The organism is Armatimonadota bacterium (genome assembly GCA_029907255.1).
Lineage (GTDB): Bacteria > Armatimonadota > UBA5829 > DTJY01 > DTJY01 > JAIMAU01.
In genome coordinates, this window is sequence record JARYMF010000006.1 from 85,894 (window position 1) to 103,018 (window position 17,125).

The 17,125-nt window shown below is 48.3% G+C and carries 18 protein-coding genes; 7 read left to right on the forward strand and 11 right to left on the reverse strand.

The window, feature by feature from the left end:
• Window positions 1-39: 39 nt before the first annotated feature.
• The 7 genes from QHH26_06885 (at window position 40) to QHH26_06915 (ending at window position 7,307) form a co-directional block, all read left to right on the forward strand.
• Window positions 40-714 carry a hypothetical protein gene (locus tag QHH26_06885; protein ID MDH7481686.1) on the forward strand — a complete coding sequence of 225 codons (675 nt, stop codon included), beginning with the start codon at window positions 40-42 and terminating at the stop codon, window positions 712-714.
• 29 nt (window positions 715-743) lie between these two features.
• Complete coding sequence (gene dnaG / locus QHH26_06890; GenBank protein ID MDH7481687.1) at window positions 744-2,570, forward strand: DNA primase; 1,827 nt, start codon at window positions 744-746, stop codon at window positions 2,568-2,570.
• Window positions 2,560-3,693: an RNA polymerase sigma factor RpoD gene (gene rpoD, locus QHH26_06895; GenBank protein MDH7481688.1), complete on the forward strand. Its 1,134-nt coding sequence runs from the start codon at window positions 2,560-2,562 to the stop codon at window positions 3,691-3,693. Before dnaG ends, rpoD begins: the two co-directional genes overlap by 11 nt.
• Before the next feature lie 38 nt (window positions 3,694-3,731).
• On the forward strand, window positions 3,732-4,511 hold the full coding sequence (locus QHH26_06900; GenBank protein MDH7481689.1) for a type III pantothenate kinase: 780 nt from the start codon (window positions 3,732-3,734) through the stop codon (window positions 4,509-4,511).
• Window positions 4,512-4,623: 112 nt separating this feature from the next.
• Window positions 4,624-5,592, forward strand: a complete 969-nt coding sequence (dusB, locus tag QHH26_06905) for a tRNA dihydrouridine synthase DusB (GenBank protein MDH7481690.1) — start codon at window positions 4,624-4,626, stop codon at window positions 5,590-5,592.
• A gap of 63 nt (window positions 5,593-5,655) precedes the next feature.
• Window positions 5,656-6,735: a shikimate dehydrogenase gene (locus QHH26_06910; protein MDH7481691.1), complete on the forward strand. Its 1,080-nt coding sequence runs from the start codon at window positions 5,656-5,658 to the stop codon at window positions 6,733-6,735.
• Window positions 6,736-6,800: 65 nt separating this feature from the next.
• The gene (locus QHH26_06915; GenBank protein ID MDH7481692.1) at window positions 6,801-7,307 is read left to right on the forward strand and encodes an ATP-binding protein; all 507 of its coding nucleotides are present in this window, start codon (window positions 6,801-6,803) and stop codon (window positions 7,305-7,307) included.
• Between the two features lie 58 nt (window positions 7,308-7,365).
• On the opposite strand, the gene QHH26_06920 is transcribed toward QHH26_06915, so the two are convergent.
• The 11 genes from QHH26_06920 to ahcY form a co-directional block, all read right to left on the reverse strand.
• The gene (locus QHH26_06920) at window positions 7,366-7,650 is read right to left on the reverse strand and encodes a general stress protein B (GenBank protein ID MDH7481693.1); all 285 of its coding nucleotides are present in this window, start codon (window positions 7,648-7,650) and stop codon (window positions 7,366-7,368) included.
• A 300-nt stretch (window positions 7,651-7,950) separates the two neighbouring features.
• The gene (locus tag QHH26_06925) at window positions 7,951-8,190 is read right to left on the reverse strand and encodes a KGG domain-containing protein (protein MDH7481694.1); all 240 of its coding nucleotides are present in this window, start codon (window positions 8,188-8,190) and stop codon (window positions 7,951-7,953) included.
• 126 nt (window positions 8,191-8,316) lie between these two features.
• On the reverse strand, window positions 8,317-8,547 hold the full coding sequence (locus QHH26_06930; protein MDH7481695.1) for a hypothetical protein: 231 nt from the start codon (window positions 8,545-8,547) through the stop codon (window positions 8,317-8,319).
• A 94-nt stretch (window positions 8,548-8,641) separates the two neighbouring features.
• Window positions 8,642-8,812: a KGG domain-containing protein gene (locus tag QHH26_06935; protein MDH7481696.1), complete on the reverse strand. Its 171-nt coding sequence runs from the start codon at window positions 8,810-8,812 to the stop codon at window positions 8,642-8,644.
• A 464-nt stretch (window positions 8,813-9,276) separates the two neighbouring features.
• The gene (locus QHH26_06940; protein ID MDH7481697.1) at window positions 9,277-10,197 is read right to left on the reverse strand and encodes a RimK family alpha-L-glutamate ligase; all 921 of its coding nucleotides are present in this window, start codon (window positions 10,195-10,197) and stop codon (window positions 9,277-9,279) included.
• A gap of 186 nt (window positions 10,198-10,383) precedes the next feature.
• Entirely contained in the window at window positions 10,384-10,971 is a 588-nt protein-coding gene (locus QHH26_06945; protein ID MDH7481698.1) for a MarC family protein, read from the reverse strand.
• Between the two features lie 203 nt (window positions 10,972-11,174).
• Window positions 11,175-13,208, reverse strand: coding sequence for a glycoside hydrolase family 15 protein (locus tag QHH26_06950; protein ID MDH7481699.1), 2,034 nt, complete (start codon window positions 13,206-13,208; stop codon window positions 11,175-11,177).
• 131 nt (window positions 13,209-13,339) lie between these two features.
• Complete coding sequence (locus tag QHH26_06955; GenBank protein ID MDH7481700.1) at window positions 13,340-14,089, reverse strand: ComF family protein; 750 nt, start codon at window positions 14,087-14,089, stop codon at window positions 13,340-13,342.
• Window positions 14,090-14,111: 22 nt separating this feature from the next.
• Entirely contained in the window at window positions 14,112-15,041 is a 930-nt protein-coding gene (locus QHH26_06960) for a PfkB family carbohydrate kinase (GenBank protein ID MDH7481701.1), read from the reverse strand.
• Between the two features lies 1 nt (window position 15,042).
• Window positions 15,043-15,789, reverse strand: coding sequence for a WecB/TagA/CpsF family glycosyltransferase (locus QHH26_06965; GenBank protein MDH7481702.1), 747 nt, complete (start codon window positions 15,787-15,789; stop codon window positions 15,043-15,045).
• Between the two features lie 62 nt (window positions 15,790-15,851).
• Window positions 15,852-17,111: an adenosylhomocysteinase gene (gene ahcY, locus QHH26_06970; protein ID MDH7481703.1), complete on the reverse strand. Its 1,260-nt coding sequence runs from the start codon at window positions 17,109-17,111 to the stop codon at window positions 15,852-15,854.
• Between the last annotated feature and the right edge of the window lie 14 nt (window positions 17,112-17,125).

Here is a 17,125-nt window from a genome sequence, read left to right on the forward strand (position 1 = left end):
ATATTTTTAGCTACAAACTTTCGAAAGCGAGGGTAAAGCATGGCATTTAGAACAAGGGTATTCATATGTATTCCTATCATAGTAGCCCTGGTTATATCCGCGTCATTCGCCTATGCAGCGGAGGTAAAAGAGCTTCAGCTGGCAGGAATCCGGCTAGGCAGATCGGCGCTGAGCATAATCCAGAAGTACGGCAATCCTACAGAAATAAGGGTTGGGTCTACAAGACAAGCAGCAACAGACACAGGGGCCGGCAGTCCATTCGGTACCGCCGAAGGCCCGCCTCCAGGCATGGGTGGGGCATCAAACCCCTTTGCGGCGCTTGAAGGTCCTCCTCCATCAGCAGGCGGTTCTTCGGCACCGGAGCAATCATCGCCTTTCCAAGGCTCAGCCGGAGGCAAAGCAAACAAGCAGTCAGCTCCCGAGGTTACATGGATCTATCGGTTTCCCAAGAATCATACCCTCGAGTTCATCATCAACCCTGATGGCATAGTAATCCAGATTGCCGCTTTCGGCGTGGATTGGCCTGGCATAGGAACTTCGAAGGGTATTAAGCTCGGAAGCACTTATAAGGACGTTATCATGAAATACGGCTACCCAGAGTCCCACCAGAAGTCCGGAATGCAAATGGTCACAAAATACATTGAAAAGAATAGGGTAGCATTTACATTCTTGGGCAAGACAGTTGTAGGCATCACAATTGCGCTTTGGGACTAGTGCCGTTAACCGAGCGGGGGTTGCTCTGTGTGGCTAGCGCGCGCGACGCCATTGATGAGATTCGGACAAGGCTCAGTATTCTTGACGTCGTATCGGACTATGTTACTCTGAAGCGCGTCGGGAAAAATCACGTCGGGCTCTGCCCATTCCATGCCGAAAAAACACCTTCTTTTACGGTCAGCGAGCAATTTCAAACATGGCATTGTTTTGGCTGTGGCGAGCACGGCGATATTTTCTCATTTGTGATGAAGGCGGAGAGCCTCACTTTCCCAGAAGCCCTTGAACGATTGGCAAAACGCGCGGGAGTAGAGCTTGAGCGCCTTCAAAAACGACATTCAAGCCGCAGAGATGCCCTTAGGGAAATAAACGAAATAGCGGCCTCCTATTATCGGGAGTTGCTAAAACGAACACCAATCGCTATTGAATATCTTCGAAGGCGCGGGCTTGCCGATCAAACTATCGAGCAGTTTAAGCTCGGATACGCCGCAGCTGCTTGGGATGGCTTGGTCTCTTACCTGACCAAAAAAGGCGTGAACTTAGCTTATGCGGCAGAGGCAGGCCTTCTTATCAAAAGCGATCGTGACGGCGGATATTATGACCGTTTTAGGCATAGGATTATTTTTCCGATCTTTGACATACACGAACAGACAATCGGCTTCGGCGGTCGGGCCATCGCCTCCGACGACCAACCAAAATATCTAAATTCGCCGGAGACGCCGCTTTTTAACAAAACAAGAGCGCTTTATGGTCTCAATTTTGCACGTAAAAAGATCGCAGAGCTTGACCAAGCGATTGTTGTTGAAGGCTATACAGACGTCATTGCCTGCCACCAAGCAGGTTTCGAGAACTGTGTAGCCACGTTAGGAACGGCGCTCACTAGGGAACATATTAATGTACTACTACGCTATACAAAGCGGGTAGTGTTAGCTTACGACGCCGATTCTGCGGGAATTTCGGCGGCAATTAGAGGCGCTTCCATGTTTGAAGAAGCTGGGTGCGATGTACGAATAGCCCGACTTCCGGGCGGCGACGACCCAGATAGTGTGCTTAGGAAAGGGCTTGTAACCGAGTTTGCCGCCGCAATTTCAGATGCGCTGCCAATTATAGATTACAGGCTTGCGATACTAATGGAGAGCCATGATCTGTCATCTTATACAGGTAGAGCAGAAATGCTCAAACAGGCTGTAAGGATCTTGGCTGAGATTCCCACTAGTATCGAACGTGAAAAGCATATTAGAAAGCTCGCAAGGTATCATCCGAACTTTGAGACGGGTACAACTAGAGCAGAGGAACACCTAAGGCAGGATATTGAACTAATAGCGCGAAGGCGGCAGAGCATAAAAGGAATAAAAACGCCTATCAATCAATGGTCGAAACCTAAAACAGCCGTTGAGAAGGCTGAAATTTCAATCTTAAGAACACTAATTCGCAACGAGGAGGGAGCGCAACTTATTGTAGAAGCGCTATCAGAAAATGATTTCTCAAACGACCTAACCCGCACAGCGGCAAAAGCGGCGTTCGAAGCCGTTAGGGAAAATGGAGTGGTCGAGCTAAACAAGATAATAGGATCAGTTACAGCTGAAGTCGGCAGATTTCTAAGCGAGCTTGCATTGCGGGAGGACATGCCGCCACTTAATGAAAAAGGTTTGCAGGATTGTATCGAATTGATAAAGAAATCAAAACTTAGGAAAATGAGAACTTCGGACATTCTTGCACCGTATATGAAAGATGGTATAATAGATGCTTCAAAGGATTTGCACGAAGCAGCAATCAGACAAGCTATCGAATTATTTAGAGAAACCGGAAAAGTAGATCCAAAAGCTGGTCCTAAAGGGATGAACGAAAGTGACAGTTGAAGATATTAAAGAAAACGCAGAAATACAAAAACTACTAAACGAAGGCAAACGTAAGGGCATACTTACGTATGACGAGATCAGCGATACTCTGAGCCGCCAAGAAGATATTGATGCGGACCAGATAGACGATCTCCTGCAAACATTTGCCGATGAAGGAATTCAAGTAGTCGAGGAGATCAAAGATGCTGAACTCGTCGAGGAAGCCCCTGTGCCTGAGGAAGCACCCGTCCATGACATCGAGGTTCATGAAGAAGAACTCGCTGCCATGGAAGGACTTCCGCTTGACGACTCGGTTAGGATGTGGCTCCGCGAGATTGGTCGAACTCCGCTCCTAACAATGGAGGAAGAGGTTGCCCTCGCCAAAACAATAGCTGAAGGCGACGGCAAGACTCCGGAAGCTCAAAAAGCAAAGGAAAAGCTAATTCAAGCAAACCTGCGTCTTGTCGTAAGCATTGCAAAAAGATACAGCGGTCGCGGGATGTCATTTCCTGACCTAATTCAAGAAGGGAACATCGGGCTTATTCGTGCAGTCGAGAAATTCGATTATAGGAAAGGCTATAAGTTCAGCACATATGCCACATGGTGGATTCGCCAGGCGATCACTCGTGCTATAGCGGACCAGGGTCGGACAATTCGAATCCCGGTGCATATGGTCGAGACGATCAACCGCCTGATAAAGACATCAAGCCACCTTCTTCAAGAACTTGGCCGCGAGCCAACTTTGGAAGAGCTGGCTCGCGAAATGGACTTGCCGGTTGAGCGCGTTAGCGAAATTATGCGGATTGCACCTGAGCCTCTTTCGCTCGAAACACCAATTGGAGAGGAAGAGGATAGTCACCTTTCCGACTTTATTCAAGACCGTGATACCGTTTCGCCAGACGACGCCGCATCACATCAGCTCCTGCGCGAGCGGATTGTTGAGGTGCTATCAGAGCTAACTAGTCGAGAACGGGATGTACTGAGGATGCGTTTCGGACTGGACGACGGCTACCCCAGGACACTCGAGGAAGTTGGGCGGCACTTTCAGGTTACACGAGAGCGCATCCGCCAGATCGAAGCCAAGGCTCTTAAAAAGCTCCGCCACGCCAAGCGACGGAAAAAACTCGAAGAGTACCTGGCATAGACCTCGAGCCCATACTTCAACCTATTCCAAGTTAACCGATGATTCTTACAATCGATGTTGGAAATACAAACATAATGTTGGGAGTCTACAAAGACTCCCAACTAATTGCAGATTGGCGTATTCGTACGCAACTTGGCAGGACAGCGGACGAATATGGAATGCTTCTTCGAGATTTATTTGAATATTCCAACATCCAATTTCAAGACATAACAGGTATAGCCATATCAAACGTCGTGCCGCCCACAATGTCGGACATGGTCGCAGCATGTCGGAAGTTCTTTAACATCGAACCCTTTGTAGTGGACCCATCGAAAGACATGGGAATTAAAATTAACTACGAACCAAAATCCGACGTTGGAGCGGATAGAATAGCCAACGCCATCGCAGCATATGCACTTTATGGCGGTCCAGCGATAGTTGTGGATTTAGGCACCGCAACAACGCTAGACGCGGTTTCTGAAACGGGTGAATACTTGGGAGGTGTGATTGCGCCAGGAATTGGCATATCAACGGAGGCACTCCACCGCGCCGCTGCCCGATTGCCAAGAATAGATTTAGTGACCCCGCCATCAGCAATAGGCACGACAACGGTCACCAGTATGCAAGCAGGAATATTATTCGGATTTGCTGGCCAGATTGACGAGTTAGTTAACCGAGTGCAAAGCGAGCTGGGAGGAACTGCAAAAGTAATAGCGACAGGTGGATTGGCTGGTTTAATCGCGCCACTCAGTCGGACAATAGAAATCATCAACCTCTTTCTCACATTAGAGGGTCTAAGAATCCTCTATGAAAGAGCAAAATTGGCAACCAAAGACTAGTAACGAGTAGCTAATAGATACTGCTTTCAATCGGTACGCTATTTGTTACTCGTATTGTTTTCCGATAGGGGAGTAAGAATAGAAAACGAAAATCGAACGCAGGCCATCTGAAATCCGGCGACAAACATTCCGAATTTTGCTTGACCCTCCCATCGTCCTCGCGCCGATGGCAGGAGTTACAAATCACGCATTCCGACTGATTTGCCGACGGCATGGTGCGGCGGCAGTCTGGACGGAAATGATAAGCAGTTATGGGCTCCGATACCGAAATTCGAAAACGCTGAGCATGTTCGACTGGACAAATGAAGAAAGGCCTGTAATCGTTCAGATTTTTGGTGCAGACGCTGACACAATGGCATCAGCAGCCGCAATGGTTGAGGCTGCTGGGGCAGATGCAATAGATATCAACCTTGGATGTCCAGTTCGCAAGGTAGTGAGAACAGGAGCCGGGGCAGCTCTAATGCAAAACCTAGAAAAAGCGCGGGAGGTAATGTCAGCCGTCGTCCAAGCAGTAAGCATTCCGGTGACGGTAAAAACACGGAAAGGGCCAGATAACAAATATGTTACGGCCATCGAAGTTGCCAGGATAGCAGAAGAAGTCGGAATCGCTGCAGTGACAATCCACGGTCGCACAGCAGCACAAGGTTATTCGGGAACGGCCGATTGGAATATTATAGCTGGTGTAAAAAAGGCTGTCCGCATCCCTGTTATCGGCAATGGCGATGTGAAAAGCCCTCAGGATGCAGTGCGCATGCTGACAGAGACGGGCTGTGATGCTGTGATGATAGGCAGGGCGGCACTGGGAAATCCCTGGATATTCAGTAGGACCGCACATTACATAGCTACCGGTGAAATCCCACCAGAACCATCTTGTGCAGAACGGATGGAGGTTGCCCGCGAGCATCTTCGCTTAATGACCGAGCTATACGGCGAGGAACGTGGAGTTAGAGAAATGCGAGGGCAACTAGCCTGGTACATAAAAGGTATTCCAGGGGCTTCCCACCTAAGACGAGCGGCCTCTTGCGCAACGACATTGGACGAAATGCTTGCCCTAACAGAAGAAGCTTGCAAACAAGCATGAAAAAAATAGACATTGATTTAAAACCTATGTCATAGTGAAAAATTAAGAAGCAAGGAAAGTAAATTGGAAAAATTTGCCTTTGTAATCCATCCAATAGATGCGAAACGCGACGTTGCCCGTAAATATCCCATTGCCAAATTTCTGCCCGAAAGACTAGTCGAATGGGGTCTTAAGTTCAAGGAGCCAATGGTCCTTTCGCATATTACCGGCGTAAAATCGGCAACCGGAAAAGAAGCAGAAGGCTGGTTTATAGGTTGTCCGCTAACGCCGCGCCAAATGAGCACACTGCCGTTAGACTTTGTGTATGAGAAAATAATCAAGGCTGGACGACTTGCCGAGGAACAGGGAGCACGCATAATAGGGCTCGGAGCACATACTTCGGTTGTAGGCGATGGCGGAATAACTATCGCAAAAAATCTTAATATTGCAGTTACAACGGGAAATAGTTATACAATTGCGACCGGCATAGAAGGCGTACTCAGAGCAGCTGAGATTATGGATATTGACCCCTCAAAAGCAAAGGCGGCCGTCGTTGGCGCAGCAGGCTCCATTGGCCGAACCTGTGCTCGCATTCTCGCCCGCCGGATGCCAGAACTCGCACTGGTAGACCGTTCCCTCGAACCACTAAACAAGGTAGCAACGGAAATCGCGGCAGAATCCGATTGTACTACCAAAGTGTTTACAGAGGTACATACGGGAATTCGAGATGCCGACATCATCATTACGGTCACCAGTGCTATAAACGCTATAATTCACCCATCCGACCTCAAATCCGGCGCTGTTGTATGCGACATAGCCCGTCCCAGGGACGTTTCAGCAAGAGTTGCAAAGGAGCGCAACGACGTTCTAGTTATTGAAGGAGGCGTTGTTGCCGTTCCCGGCGATGTTGATTTCCGTTTCAACTTTGGCTTCCCACCCAAAACAGCATACGCCTGCATGTCTGAGACAATGATTCTAGCCCTCGAAGGCCGCTACGAGAATTTCACACTTGGCAAGAATGTAAGCGTTGAACAAGTAACCGAGATTTCTGCGCTGGCGCAGAAACACGGATTCAAGCTTGCAGGCTTCCGAAGCTTCGAAAAGGCAGTCACCGACGAGCACATTGAGTTCATACGCGCTAATGCCCGACGGCAAAGGAGCTAGTCTTAGAGCAAGTGTGACTGCCTACCCCCTGCGTTTCAATGCTACCGTTGTCGGGTATAAGCTTTATGCCCGACGCAATAAGAGTGATTGTTGGAAGGAATCCTACGATGCCTGCCATATCACGCAATAGAAGCGTCCTCTTCCGAATCCCCAGCGATGTAAGGTACGTTCCGATGGCTCGCAAGGGAATAGCGGCAATTGCAGAAAGCATGGGCTTCCCGAACGAAGCAGTAAAGGATATCGAATTGTCGGTTTCAGAAGCGGTTACCAATGCCGTAAGTCATGGAAGTCCCAGACAGGCAGACAACGCCGTTGTGATTATATGTGAGGTAACAGACGATGCCCTCACTATTGACATTCGCGACGAGGGCCATGGCTTCCAACCGGATTCCTGCTTGAAAAACGCAGAAAGTTTGCAGGAAAGCGGCAGGGGGTTGACGCTTATTTACAGTCTAATGGATTATGTTCAAGTTGCCAAGACTCGCAAAGGGTCGAGCGTACGAATGGTAAAGAAAAAAACATCCTCGCTTCAGAACCTGGCTACAGCAAACACCAAATGCAAACAGACATGACGACGGCATCTCCCTACTGCAGGGAATGATGCCGTCGTCTATCTGGGTATGAAGGACGTTACTGACCGCTAGCTTTTCCTCTTTCAATCAGCTCTTTGACTTTCTGACCACCTCGATGGCCAATTTCTTCATAGAACTCATGTCCATATTTCTCGCTGGTGGTCTGTCCGCCCTTGGCGCCGATTTCCTCATAAAACGGCGAGCCGTACCGTTGACTGGTAGTCTTGCCGCCCTTTTTGCCGATCTCTTCATAGAACTTATGGCCGTACTTCTCGCTGGTGGTCTCACCACCGCGTCTTCCGGCTTCACTCACTGTCATCTGCCCCTTCTTTTCACGCGCCATGAGAAGCACCTCCTTTCATTCGCTTACTATAATCTCGGACCAGCTTATCTGCTGGCACGACACCTTTTGAACTATATGGGGCTTATTATGTAAGAGCCCGGCCGAACTGCAAGTGCGGCAATCCACTTTATGCCACGTCAATTTGACGTGCCGGCCATGGCTCGCTTACCTTCTGTGATTTCACAGTTTTGCCAATTTCATGCACTCCTACTTTCCTTATACCCATTTAATTAACAAATTACTAACAAGAAGCCAATTTACTAAAAGCCAATCGTGTTAAGAAGCCAATAAAGAGATGCTCTATTCGCCAAGAGCCTTTTTACCTTCCTCAATGAGCTTCTTAACTTTTTGGCCACCCTTACGCCCTATTTCTTCATAAAATTCGTGGCCATAACGCTCAGCTGTGGTCTCGCCTCCTCTGCGGCCACCTTTCTTGCCGATCTCCTCATAAAACTCATGGCCGTGAGTTTGAGCAGTGCGTCTACCACCTCGGCGACCAGCCTCGCTAACCGTTATATCACCAACGTCTCTTTTTGCCATTTCGTTTCACCTCCTCAATTGGGAGTAAACGAATTAATTCGACTGCAAGACTTCAAGGCTATATTAAGCTAGCGAAACTTATTCCAGCCATCCCCGGGCCGGAGCGGGGATGGCTGCTTAGCTAAGCTAGCTCTCTCCAATAGCCTTTTTGCCTTCTTCAATGAGCCTCTTCACCTTCTGGCCGCCTTTATGGCCGATCTCCTCATAGAAGGGCGTCCCATATTTTACGCTGGTTGTTTCTCCGCCCTTCCTGCCAATCTCCTCGTAGAACTTGTGGCCATGAGTCTCGGCTGTGCGTTTGCCGCCTCGGCGTCCGGCCTCGCTCACACTCATTCCGCCCTTGCCTTCCTCGGCCATTTTTTCACCTCCTCCCGGAAATTCGAGAGGATATCCGTCCCGCCAGAATAGAGCCCTGGCGTGTTGCTTCTTTGCAAACTAATGAGAACCTCTATTACTTCGAGGCGGCGGCCTTCTTACCTTCCTCAATCAGCCTCTTGACTTTCTGACCGCCTTTGTGGCCGATCTCCTCATAGAACTCATGGCCGTATCTGCTGCTCGTGGTCTGGCCACCTTTGCGTCCGGCCTCGCTTACCGTCATAGCGCCTTTCTTCTCCTTGGCCATCTATCTCACCTCCTACTGTGCTCGCCGGGCAAATAGCCCGCTGCGAGTTTTTTCGATTTTTCGTTTGCCCTTGGTTTATTCTGCGGGCAAACGACATTAAAAATTGTTTTAAGATGTCAAAGCCCAAAGCTAATTGCCATAATCTTTATTACCTTTTTGACAAAATCTTTAATCTCCCAACGCCCTCCTAGTCGATATTTTTGTAAAATTTATGACATCTTGTTATCTGCCTTTCCGACTTCATTGAGTTTATTTGCCAAACATGCAAATAAACTGCGCGCATTTTATGGACTTATGTCGTCAGTCGATTTGCATCGACTTTAACCTTATTCCCTCCAGCCTTTTTATTTCGACTTCTCAATCTGGTTATAACCATTTGATAACCATGCCAAACATTGCGTACAAATAAAGGCTACGCATAATGCTGAATCCATCGTTCCATCAAGAATCGCCTTCGCAGAATCTCATGGCTGACATTTCATATTGAAGCTCATCGGTACACGCGCAGGTTGGCTTTTATCAAGCTTCCAAAGCACGTATTGAATAATTTCTGAGGCTATGTTGCATGAGGTAGTATCTGACAATCCAAACCACGACGGAGCACCATTAAGCTCCAATATTAGAGGACCATTTGGACCTTCTATTATGTCCACACCGGTATAATCAAGGCCTACAATTCGCGCAGCTGCCAAGCACATTTCCCGCATATCGTCCGTTAAATAACAGGGTTCGCATTTACCTCCCTGATACACATTTGTCTTCCACTGCCCTTCACTAGCGTATCGATACATTGCAGCGACAACCTTTTCACCAACCACAAAGGCACGTATATCTCTTCCATTGTTTGGTATGAACTCTTGAACGTAAACTGCACGATATTGCTGCAAAAAGGTCGGAAGTATTTCCATGCTGGTCTCAGGCACGACCTTTTCAACACCAATGCCATGTGAACCGTAAAGGGGCTTTATTACTGCGGTGCCAAATTTCTCTATCGCAGCCATCGCCTCATCAATTTTCTGAGTGATAATCGTGCGGGGCACAGGCAACCCTGCCTGTTTTAGGAAAAATGTCGTTTGAGCTTTGCTCTCAGCAACGGACAAACTCTCGAGGGAGTTTATGATTAGCCTGCCACTGCGCGCAATAAGCTCAAATACGTCATATTGGTAATCTACTTCGCCTTGCTGACTAAAATACCGAAGAATAAAAGCGTCAAAGCTTTCGGCAGGCTCGCCATCGAAACGTATTGAGCCGCTGTTGTCGACCTCTATCAGCGAAGATAGGGGGTCTATTGGCAAGCCCTCGGCAACATTCATTGCCGCATTGAGAAGCTCCCTACTTGCCCAATCACGCTCGAGATCTGGGGTTACGATGCCTATTCTCCGCATGAAGCGCCTTTTCTTAATTTACTTGTAAATTAAGCTCAAACTTTCAATAGCCCAGCGACGACGGTCTTTGGGGCTTTTTGGTGGGATATGTTAGTTCATTCTAGCTATACCCCAAGGCTAGTGAGGGTAAACTATGCGGAGAATTCCCTATCAAATCGGTACATTCAAAAATCAACCAGTTGCATGTCAATAGAGATGGAAGACTTCTTGAATGCCCTGGCGGATGAACTGAACTGCAATCGCAGCAAGGAGCATTCCCATTATCTTGGCGATAACATCTGAGCCTGTCTTGCCGAGAATTCGGTAAAGAAAGCTTACATATCTGAATATTAGGAAAGTAACAGCAAATGAGGATATAACAGCTGCGACTGTTATCCAAAGGCCATAGAGTCCTATCAATACAATTGTTGTGGTTATCGCGCCAGGACCTACTAATAATGGCACTGCTAATGGGACTACGCCGGTCTGGCCTGCCGAGGAAACGCCATAATGCGCCTCGCTGATTGTTTTCATTGCGACAACGAGAAGTAATATGCCGCCTGCTATCTTGAAATCACTTAGGGTGATTCCAAACAACCTTAGAATACCAGTCCCAGTAAAAGCAAAAAGAAGCAAAAGGAGGAGTGCGACCTTTGTAGCTCGTGCAAGGATAGCACGCCGTTCATCTGGAGTAGCATCTTGCGTAAGCGCAAGAAACAGCGGTATTAGCCCCAGTGGGTCTATTATAATGAACAACGCTATCGTTGCCTTTGCAAAAGGTATCAGAAAGCTCATGCTTCAATCCATTACACTTTACTCATGATGCCTAATTCTACCTCCAACACTATATATATCGCAATAGGACTAACATCCTTTGATTTTGAATAAGATGAAAGTCCACCCAAATCCTTAAAATTTCTGGGGGAAGATGGTAAGGACTCAATCTGGCCAATTGCAATTCTTTTCAATTCGACCCTTTGCCTGGTTACATCCTAGGCCTAAAACTCTGCCTTATCTGCCTTGCGCCCGATAAGTTCTCGAACTTTGGACTGATAGTTTTGAACTACAGAGACAAAAGCCGCATGACTCCACGTAAGCGGCATTACTGCAAGTGGCTGGCCTGTGAAAGGATGGATCTGCTCAGCAAGTAAGCCGGCCTCCGATGCGTGCCTCACTACCCATTGAAGCAAGTCAAGCGCAGGTTCAAGATCCCTCAGACTTCGTGCGACCGAAATGTACCATTCCGCCATCCAAAGCGTCGAGATGAACCAAGGATTGCCAGGAACATTCTTCACATCTGAGCTTACCTGGAAGTAATAGTCGTCCTCGTACCGTGCAAGCCCACCAATAGGCGTGCGAACCCACAGCCTGTCATAGATAGCTTCCATTGTGCTGACAACTTGAGGCGAGTCAGGCGGAAGGACACCGAAGAGGAAAATACCCGCCATGGAAACATCAAGTGTGGGGTCTGCAACTTTAGGTTGTGAGACTTGGCCAGAAACTTCAGCCTTCCCTGAGCCAGCTCCTGTCCTATTGCTCCCAAAGAATATGCTTCTAACAAATCTACCTAAGTTCGTGTTATAGAAATTATCAACAATAGCATTCCTTACCAATTCGCTTGCTTGGTGGTATTTATGAGCTCGATTTTTATCTATAAAATCAGCTAGTTTGGCTGCCGCTGAAAGAGCACCATAGACCGAACTACACGTCCAAAGGTGAATTCCCTTTCGCTGCTCCCATAGGTCGTAGCTTGGCTGAGGCAGTTTAGTAGAAGAATCAAGATTTTCAATCATATAGTCGGCAACTGGAACTACCAATTCTTCGTATACTGTAAGAGCATAATCTTTATCTTTGTAACGTTCACAGTGCTCTCCAACGGCCCAAATCACTAATGCAGTGCTGTCCTGCTGGCATGGAATTTCCGGTTCCCCATCGGCAACCCACGGGTGCCAAGTTGCCCCTAGCGTACCATCGGGACAGTATTTTTGGAGAAAGAAAGGCATATCTGGCCTCAGTAAGGCAGTACAGAACGAGAAAAAACGCCTTGCCGATTCTGGATGGCCAGCCTTGTCAAGTGCATTCGCCACCAATGCGCCGTCGCGGGGCCAAACGTAGCTATAGTGTGCCCTCGCGGTTTGCATTATGTCAGTGTCGTTTGCCGCCACTATGCCGCCGCATCGGTCAATCTGGGTCTGAAGGACAAGAAGACTCCTCTCATAGAGGTCAACAACTGCGGGTGGTAAATGAGCATCGAGGGAGGTGCCTTTTCTAAGGCAGTTGCTCCAATAATCGCTGAATTCATCCATCAGCGAATCCACCGGATTGCCAGCTACGATTGAGTTTAGCTCTTCAACCTCATCCAGCGAGTGACCAACAGCTAGCCAGTAGTCTACAACACAAGAACCATCGCCTGGCACACTCAACTTGAAGCTTATGGTAGAGTCTACAGAACCTTGTTCAATAGGATGCATGCTCAGGGATCCATCTTCCGCATCCCGCCATGTTCCCTCCGCTCCCCCAAACTCCTTGATCCCGGTCGCGTACTCAAATATTCCTGAGTCTCCTACGCGGCCATTGACCAAGATGTAGCAATCACGTTTGTAATGGACAATCGCCCCCGTGAAAGGGTGGAAGAAGACGGTGTCTCCTACATCGGTCTCATAAATGCGGAAATCATGGCTGAAAAACAGCCTAATTTCTCGCTCCTCGGGATGGAGATTCTCGACCGAAACCCGGCGCAGGAGCAAGTTTAGCTCCGGATGAACTGCATCGTTAAACCTGAGACCTATTCCTAATCGTCCGTTCGAAGCATGGACATCCGTAATTAGCGTCTTTGGCTTATATCCAATTCGAATTGACCAAGTATCCTCTAGCCATGAAAACTGGCCGCCAACCCATACTCCAATGCGGTTCTTATACCCACCGACATGGTTGTACAGGCCAACGTGAGGATAGTAGAGATCGCGAATATTCAGGTTCCGATCCAAGTTCACCAGAAGCGTGCCGTTCCCCAGCACCAGATCCCTGGGCATGCGTTAAATCTCCTCCATACTTTATATTGGACTTCGCTTGCCTTTCACTTATCCGCAAAATTGCGAGGACTGCGTGACATTACCTACTAAGGTAACTATTTGTGCCTTTTAGCTTTCCGAACAATGGGCATCTAAGCTCCGAAGGCTACGCAGAGGAAATAAACCCGGCAAGCCCCTGCTTTGAGAAGAGTAATGCTGCACTCATCAACCGTGCTACATGTAGTTGCAACATCATCCACTAGAAGAATCGTCTTGCCTTCAATTGCACCTCTCTTTTTGACCGCAAACGCATTGCGAACGTTTATACGCCGTTCTTCAGGCCCAAGTTCAACTTGTGGACGGGTATGGATTATCCTCACAAGGGCATCGCTTACCAACGGCTTTCCTGTTAGGCGGGAGAGATGTTCGGCAAGCAATTCACTTTGATTATATCCCCTAAGTCTCCGACGGATTGGATGTATCGGCACAGGCACAATACAATCAGCCTGACGCCAGCGGAAATCCGCCTGGGTTTCGAGGTAACCGTGCATGTAACGGCTGAGAGGCTCGGCAAGCATTCGCATGCCGTTATACTTGAACCTACATATTGCTTCTCTTAGGTTGCCGGCATATTGACCAGCTGCCCTACCTGCGGCAAAAGAACGTTTTAAACCTGAACAATTTCTGCATCTTGAACCAACTAGAGTATGTCCGCATCGCCTACAATAAGGCTTTGGAATGGGCTCGAATTTGGAAAAGCAATTTTGGCATATGCTGAGAGGATTTAGCTCGCCACATACGACGCATTTCGGCGGATAAATAAGGTCAAGAAACCCAGAAAAGATTTCTTTTGCGGATTTAAGAATGTTATTTGCTTTGAAGAACCAGTAAATTTGCTGCAAAGGCTTATCTAATTTATTTTTGCTATAGCGGTTCGAAAAATGCTATTTGCCTGAATTCACAGTATCTGGCAACAATTTCTTCGGGTGATAAGGTAGCAAGCCTTCCCAAGCTGAAATCTTCAACACAAAAAGAAGCTAGCGTGCTCCCATAAATTGTCGCTTTGCGGAGATTTGTCTCACTAGTGTTGCCAGTTGCCGCGATATAGCCAATAAATCCACCAGCGAAAGCATCACCTGCACCGGTTGGGTCTGCAACCTCCTCTAGCGGATAGGAAGGTGCGGAGAAATGTGCCTCATCAGTAACCATAATTGCGCCATGTTCGCCCTTTTTTATCACAACTACCGAAGGACCCAGCGCGCGAATGTCTCGCGAAGCCTTGACCAGGCTTGGCGTATTACACAATTGACGTGCTTCCTCATCATTCAGTAAGACAATGTCAACTTTCTTTAGAACCTCAATAAGAGCATCGCGTTTACCTTCAATCCAAAAGTTCATAGTGTCGCACATAACGAGAACAGGGCTCTTTACCTGGGCAAGCACTTCTAGTTGGAGTTCGGGGTCAATATTCGCTAGGAAAACGTATTTCGCATCCCGATATGCCTCTGGGATATGTGGGCGGAAACGTTCGAAAACGTTAAGCTCTGTGCTGAGTGTCCGACGTTTGTTAATATCATACTCATACTCGCCAGCCCACCTAAAAGTTTTTCCTTTGACCCTCTGCAAACCGGTAAGGTCAATATTCCTTGACGAAAGGAACCTCAGGTGTTTTTCGGGAAAGTCGGTGCCGACAATACCCACAAGCTGAACTGGTGCAAAGAAGCTTGCAGCCACCGATGAGTATACAGCGGCGCCGCCGAGTGCATCACGAACCTCGCCAAACGGCGTTTTTACGGTGTCAAGTGCAACGCTTCCCACTATAAGAACTGGCTTTGCCTGTGTAGGTTGAGTCATATTACTCGCTCTCCTGAACTTTTGGCGAAAAGAGCACCATTGTAACGAAGCGCGGAAGGGTTAGAACCTTGCCAATTTTTCTAGGATTATTTGCAAGGCGGAATGCCCACTCCAATCCGTGCTCCTGCATCCATTTTGGCGCACGCCTTACTCGCCCTGAAATGACATCAAAGCTACCCCCCACACCCATTGAAAGTGGCACTCCAAGTTGGTGCATATGGCGGGCAATCCACTTCTCCTGACGAGGGATTCCAAGGGCTACGAATAGGATATCTGGCTGACATGATTTAATATATTCAGCAATTTTTGGCGATTCTTCCTCGCGAAAGAAACCGTGATGAGTGCCCGCGACGACTAATCCCGGGCATTCTCGTTTGAGATTTTCAGCGGCGGCTTCCGACACACCCGGAGCAGCCCCAAGTAGGAAAATGGAGTAGCCCTTCTCAGCCGCCCGTTTGCAAAGCAGGTTCACAATGTCAATGCCAGAAACGCGTTCCCGAAGCGGTGTACCTTGTCGCCGCGCAGCCCAAAGTATTCCATAGCTGTCAGGCGTAACGAGATCTGCGGAATTAATTATTGCCCGAAGCTCAGGGTCATACCTGGACATTACTATGCCCGATGAGTCGGCGGTTACAACCATGTGGGGCTTTCGGCTTGAGATAAACCCTTCCATGATAGCTAGGGCTTCATCCGTATTTACGTCGTCTATCCCCACACCCAGAATGGTTACACGCCTAATTCCGGTCATGATAAGCTGACCTTCCCTTCAAACCAACCAAAGCGAGGCTCGACAACATGAATTGACGAGCGTTATGTGCCCTCCTCCCATGAGGTTAAATATTTCTCCTGTTCAGGAGTCAGTACGTCAATTTTTACTCCCATCGCATCGAGCTTTAGGCGGGCAACCTCCATATCAATCTCCTGCGGCACGGGATATACCTTCCGTTCGAGTTCTTTGGCATGTTTAACTAGATATTCAACGGAAAGCGCCTGATTTGCAAAGCTCATGTCCATAACAACCGCTGGATGTCCTTCGGCTGCGGCTAAGTTAATGAGGCGGCCCTCGCCTAGCACAAAAATGCGCTTCCCATTTGGAAGCCTGAACTCCTCGACGAAGTCACGTATCTTTCGCCGAGCCGTCGCAATCCGCGCAAGTGCATCAAGGTCGAGCTCAACGTTGAAGTGGCCGGAATTGGCGACGATGGCACCGTCTTTCATAGAAAGGAAGTGTTCTTCACGAATGACATGGATATCTCCGGTAAGTGTGCAAAAGATATCTCCAATTTTGGCTGCTTCTGCAATCGGCATGACCTCGTAACCATCCATGACAGCCTCAAGCGCTCGAAGAGGATTGACCTCAGTAACGACTACTCGGGCTCCCATTCCGCTCGCCCGCATTGCTACTCCTCGTCCGCACCAGCCATAACCTGCAACGACGAAGACCGAACCTGCGTAGAGAATGTTTGTCGCGCGCAGGATGCCGTCGATTGTACTTTGGCCAGTGCCATACCGGTTGTCAAAAAGATGCTTCGTATTTGCATCATTTACAGCAATTATCGGGTAGCGAAGAACACCATCGCGCTCCATCGCCCTTAGCCGAATAACGCCTGTTGTCGTCTCTTCTGTGCCACCGATGATATTTTCTTGCAATTCGGTCCTTTCGGAGTGGATTACAGAAACTGTGTCTGCGCCATCATCCATCGTTATGTTTGGCCCAAAGTCGAGCGCCGATTGAATATGGCGGTAGTATGTCTCTCTATCCTCGCCTTTTATCGCAAACGTAGGAATTTCATAATCCACAACTAATGATGCCGCACAATCATCCTGAGTGGAAAGCGGATTTGAAGCACAGAGGGCGAGTCTCGCACCACCTGCTTTGAGCGTTCGGGCAAGATTCGCCGTCTCGGTAGTGATATGAAGGCACGCAACGAGAGTAATGCCCTCGAGTGGCTTTTCTTTTTCAAACCTTGCCCTAATTAGTCTAAGGACGGGCATAAATTGCTCAGCCCATTCGATTCGCAGCTTACCCTTTGGCGCGAGACTTAGATCTTTTACATCATGCTTGACCATTGAAAAGTGCCCTC

Bases quoted from the DNA above. Each gene is read 5' to 3' on its own strand.
- QHH26_06885 (MDH7481686.1), top strand. From the start codon at position 40: ATGGCATTTAGAACAAGGGTATTCATATGTATTCCTATCATAGTAGCC.
- QHH26_06900 (MDH7481689.1), top strand. From the start codon at position 3,732: ATGATTCTTACAATCGATGTTGGAAATACAAACATAATGTTGGGAGTC.
- QHH26_06915 (MDH7481692.1), top strand. From the start codon at position 6,801: ATGCCCGACGCAATAAGAGTGATTGTTGGAAGGAATCCTACGATGCCT.
- QHH26_06920 (MDH7481693.1), bottom strand. From the start codon at position 7,650: ATGGCGCGTGAAAAGAAGGGGCAGATGACAGTGAGTGAAGCCGGAAGA.
- QHH26_06925 (MDH7481694.1), bottom strand. From the start codon at position 8,190: ATGGCAAAAAGAGACGTTGGTGATATAACGGTTAGCGAGGCTGGTCGC.
- QHH26_06930 (MDH7481695.1), bottom strand. From the start codon at position 8,547: ATGGCCGAGGAAGGCAAGGGCGGAATGAGTGTGAGCGAGGCCGGACGC.
- QHH26_06935 (MDH7481696.1), bottom strand. From the start codon at position 8,812: ATGGCCAAGGAGAAGAAAGGCGCTATGACGGTAAGCGAGGCCGGACGC.
- QHH26_06940 (MDH7481697.1), bottom strand. From the start codon at position 10,197: ATGCGGAGAATAGGCATCGTAACCCCAGATCTCGAGCGTGATTGGGCA.
- QHH26_06945 (MDH7481698.1), bottom strand. From the start codon at position 10,971: ATGAGCTTTCTGATACCTTTTGCAAAGGCAACGATAGCGTTGTTCATT.
- QHH26_06950 (MDH7481699.1), bottom strand. From the start codon at position 13,208: ATGCCCAGGGATCTGGTGCTGGGGAACGGCACGCTTCTGGTGAACTTG.
- QHH26_06960 (MDH7481701.1), bottom strand. From the start codon at position 15,041: ATGACTCAACCTACACAGGCAAAGCCAGTTCTTATAGTGGGAAGCGTT.
- QHH26_06965 (MDH7481702.1), bottom strand. From the start codon at position 15,789: ATGACCGGAATTAGGCGTGTAACCATTCTGGGTGTGGGGATAGACGAC.
- ahcY (MDH7481703.1), bottom strand. From the start codon at position 17,111: ATGGTCAAGCATGATGTAAAAGATCTAAGTCTCGCGCCAAAGGGTAAG.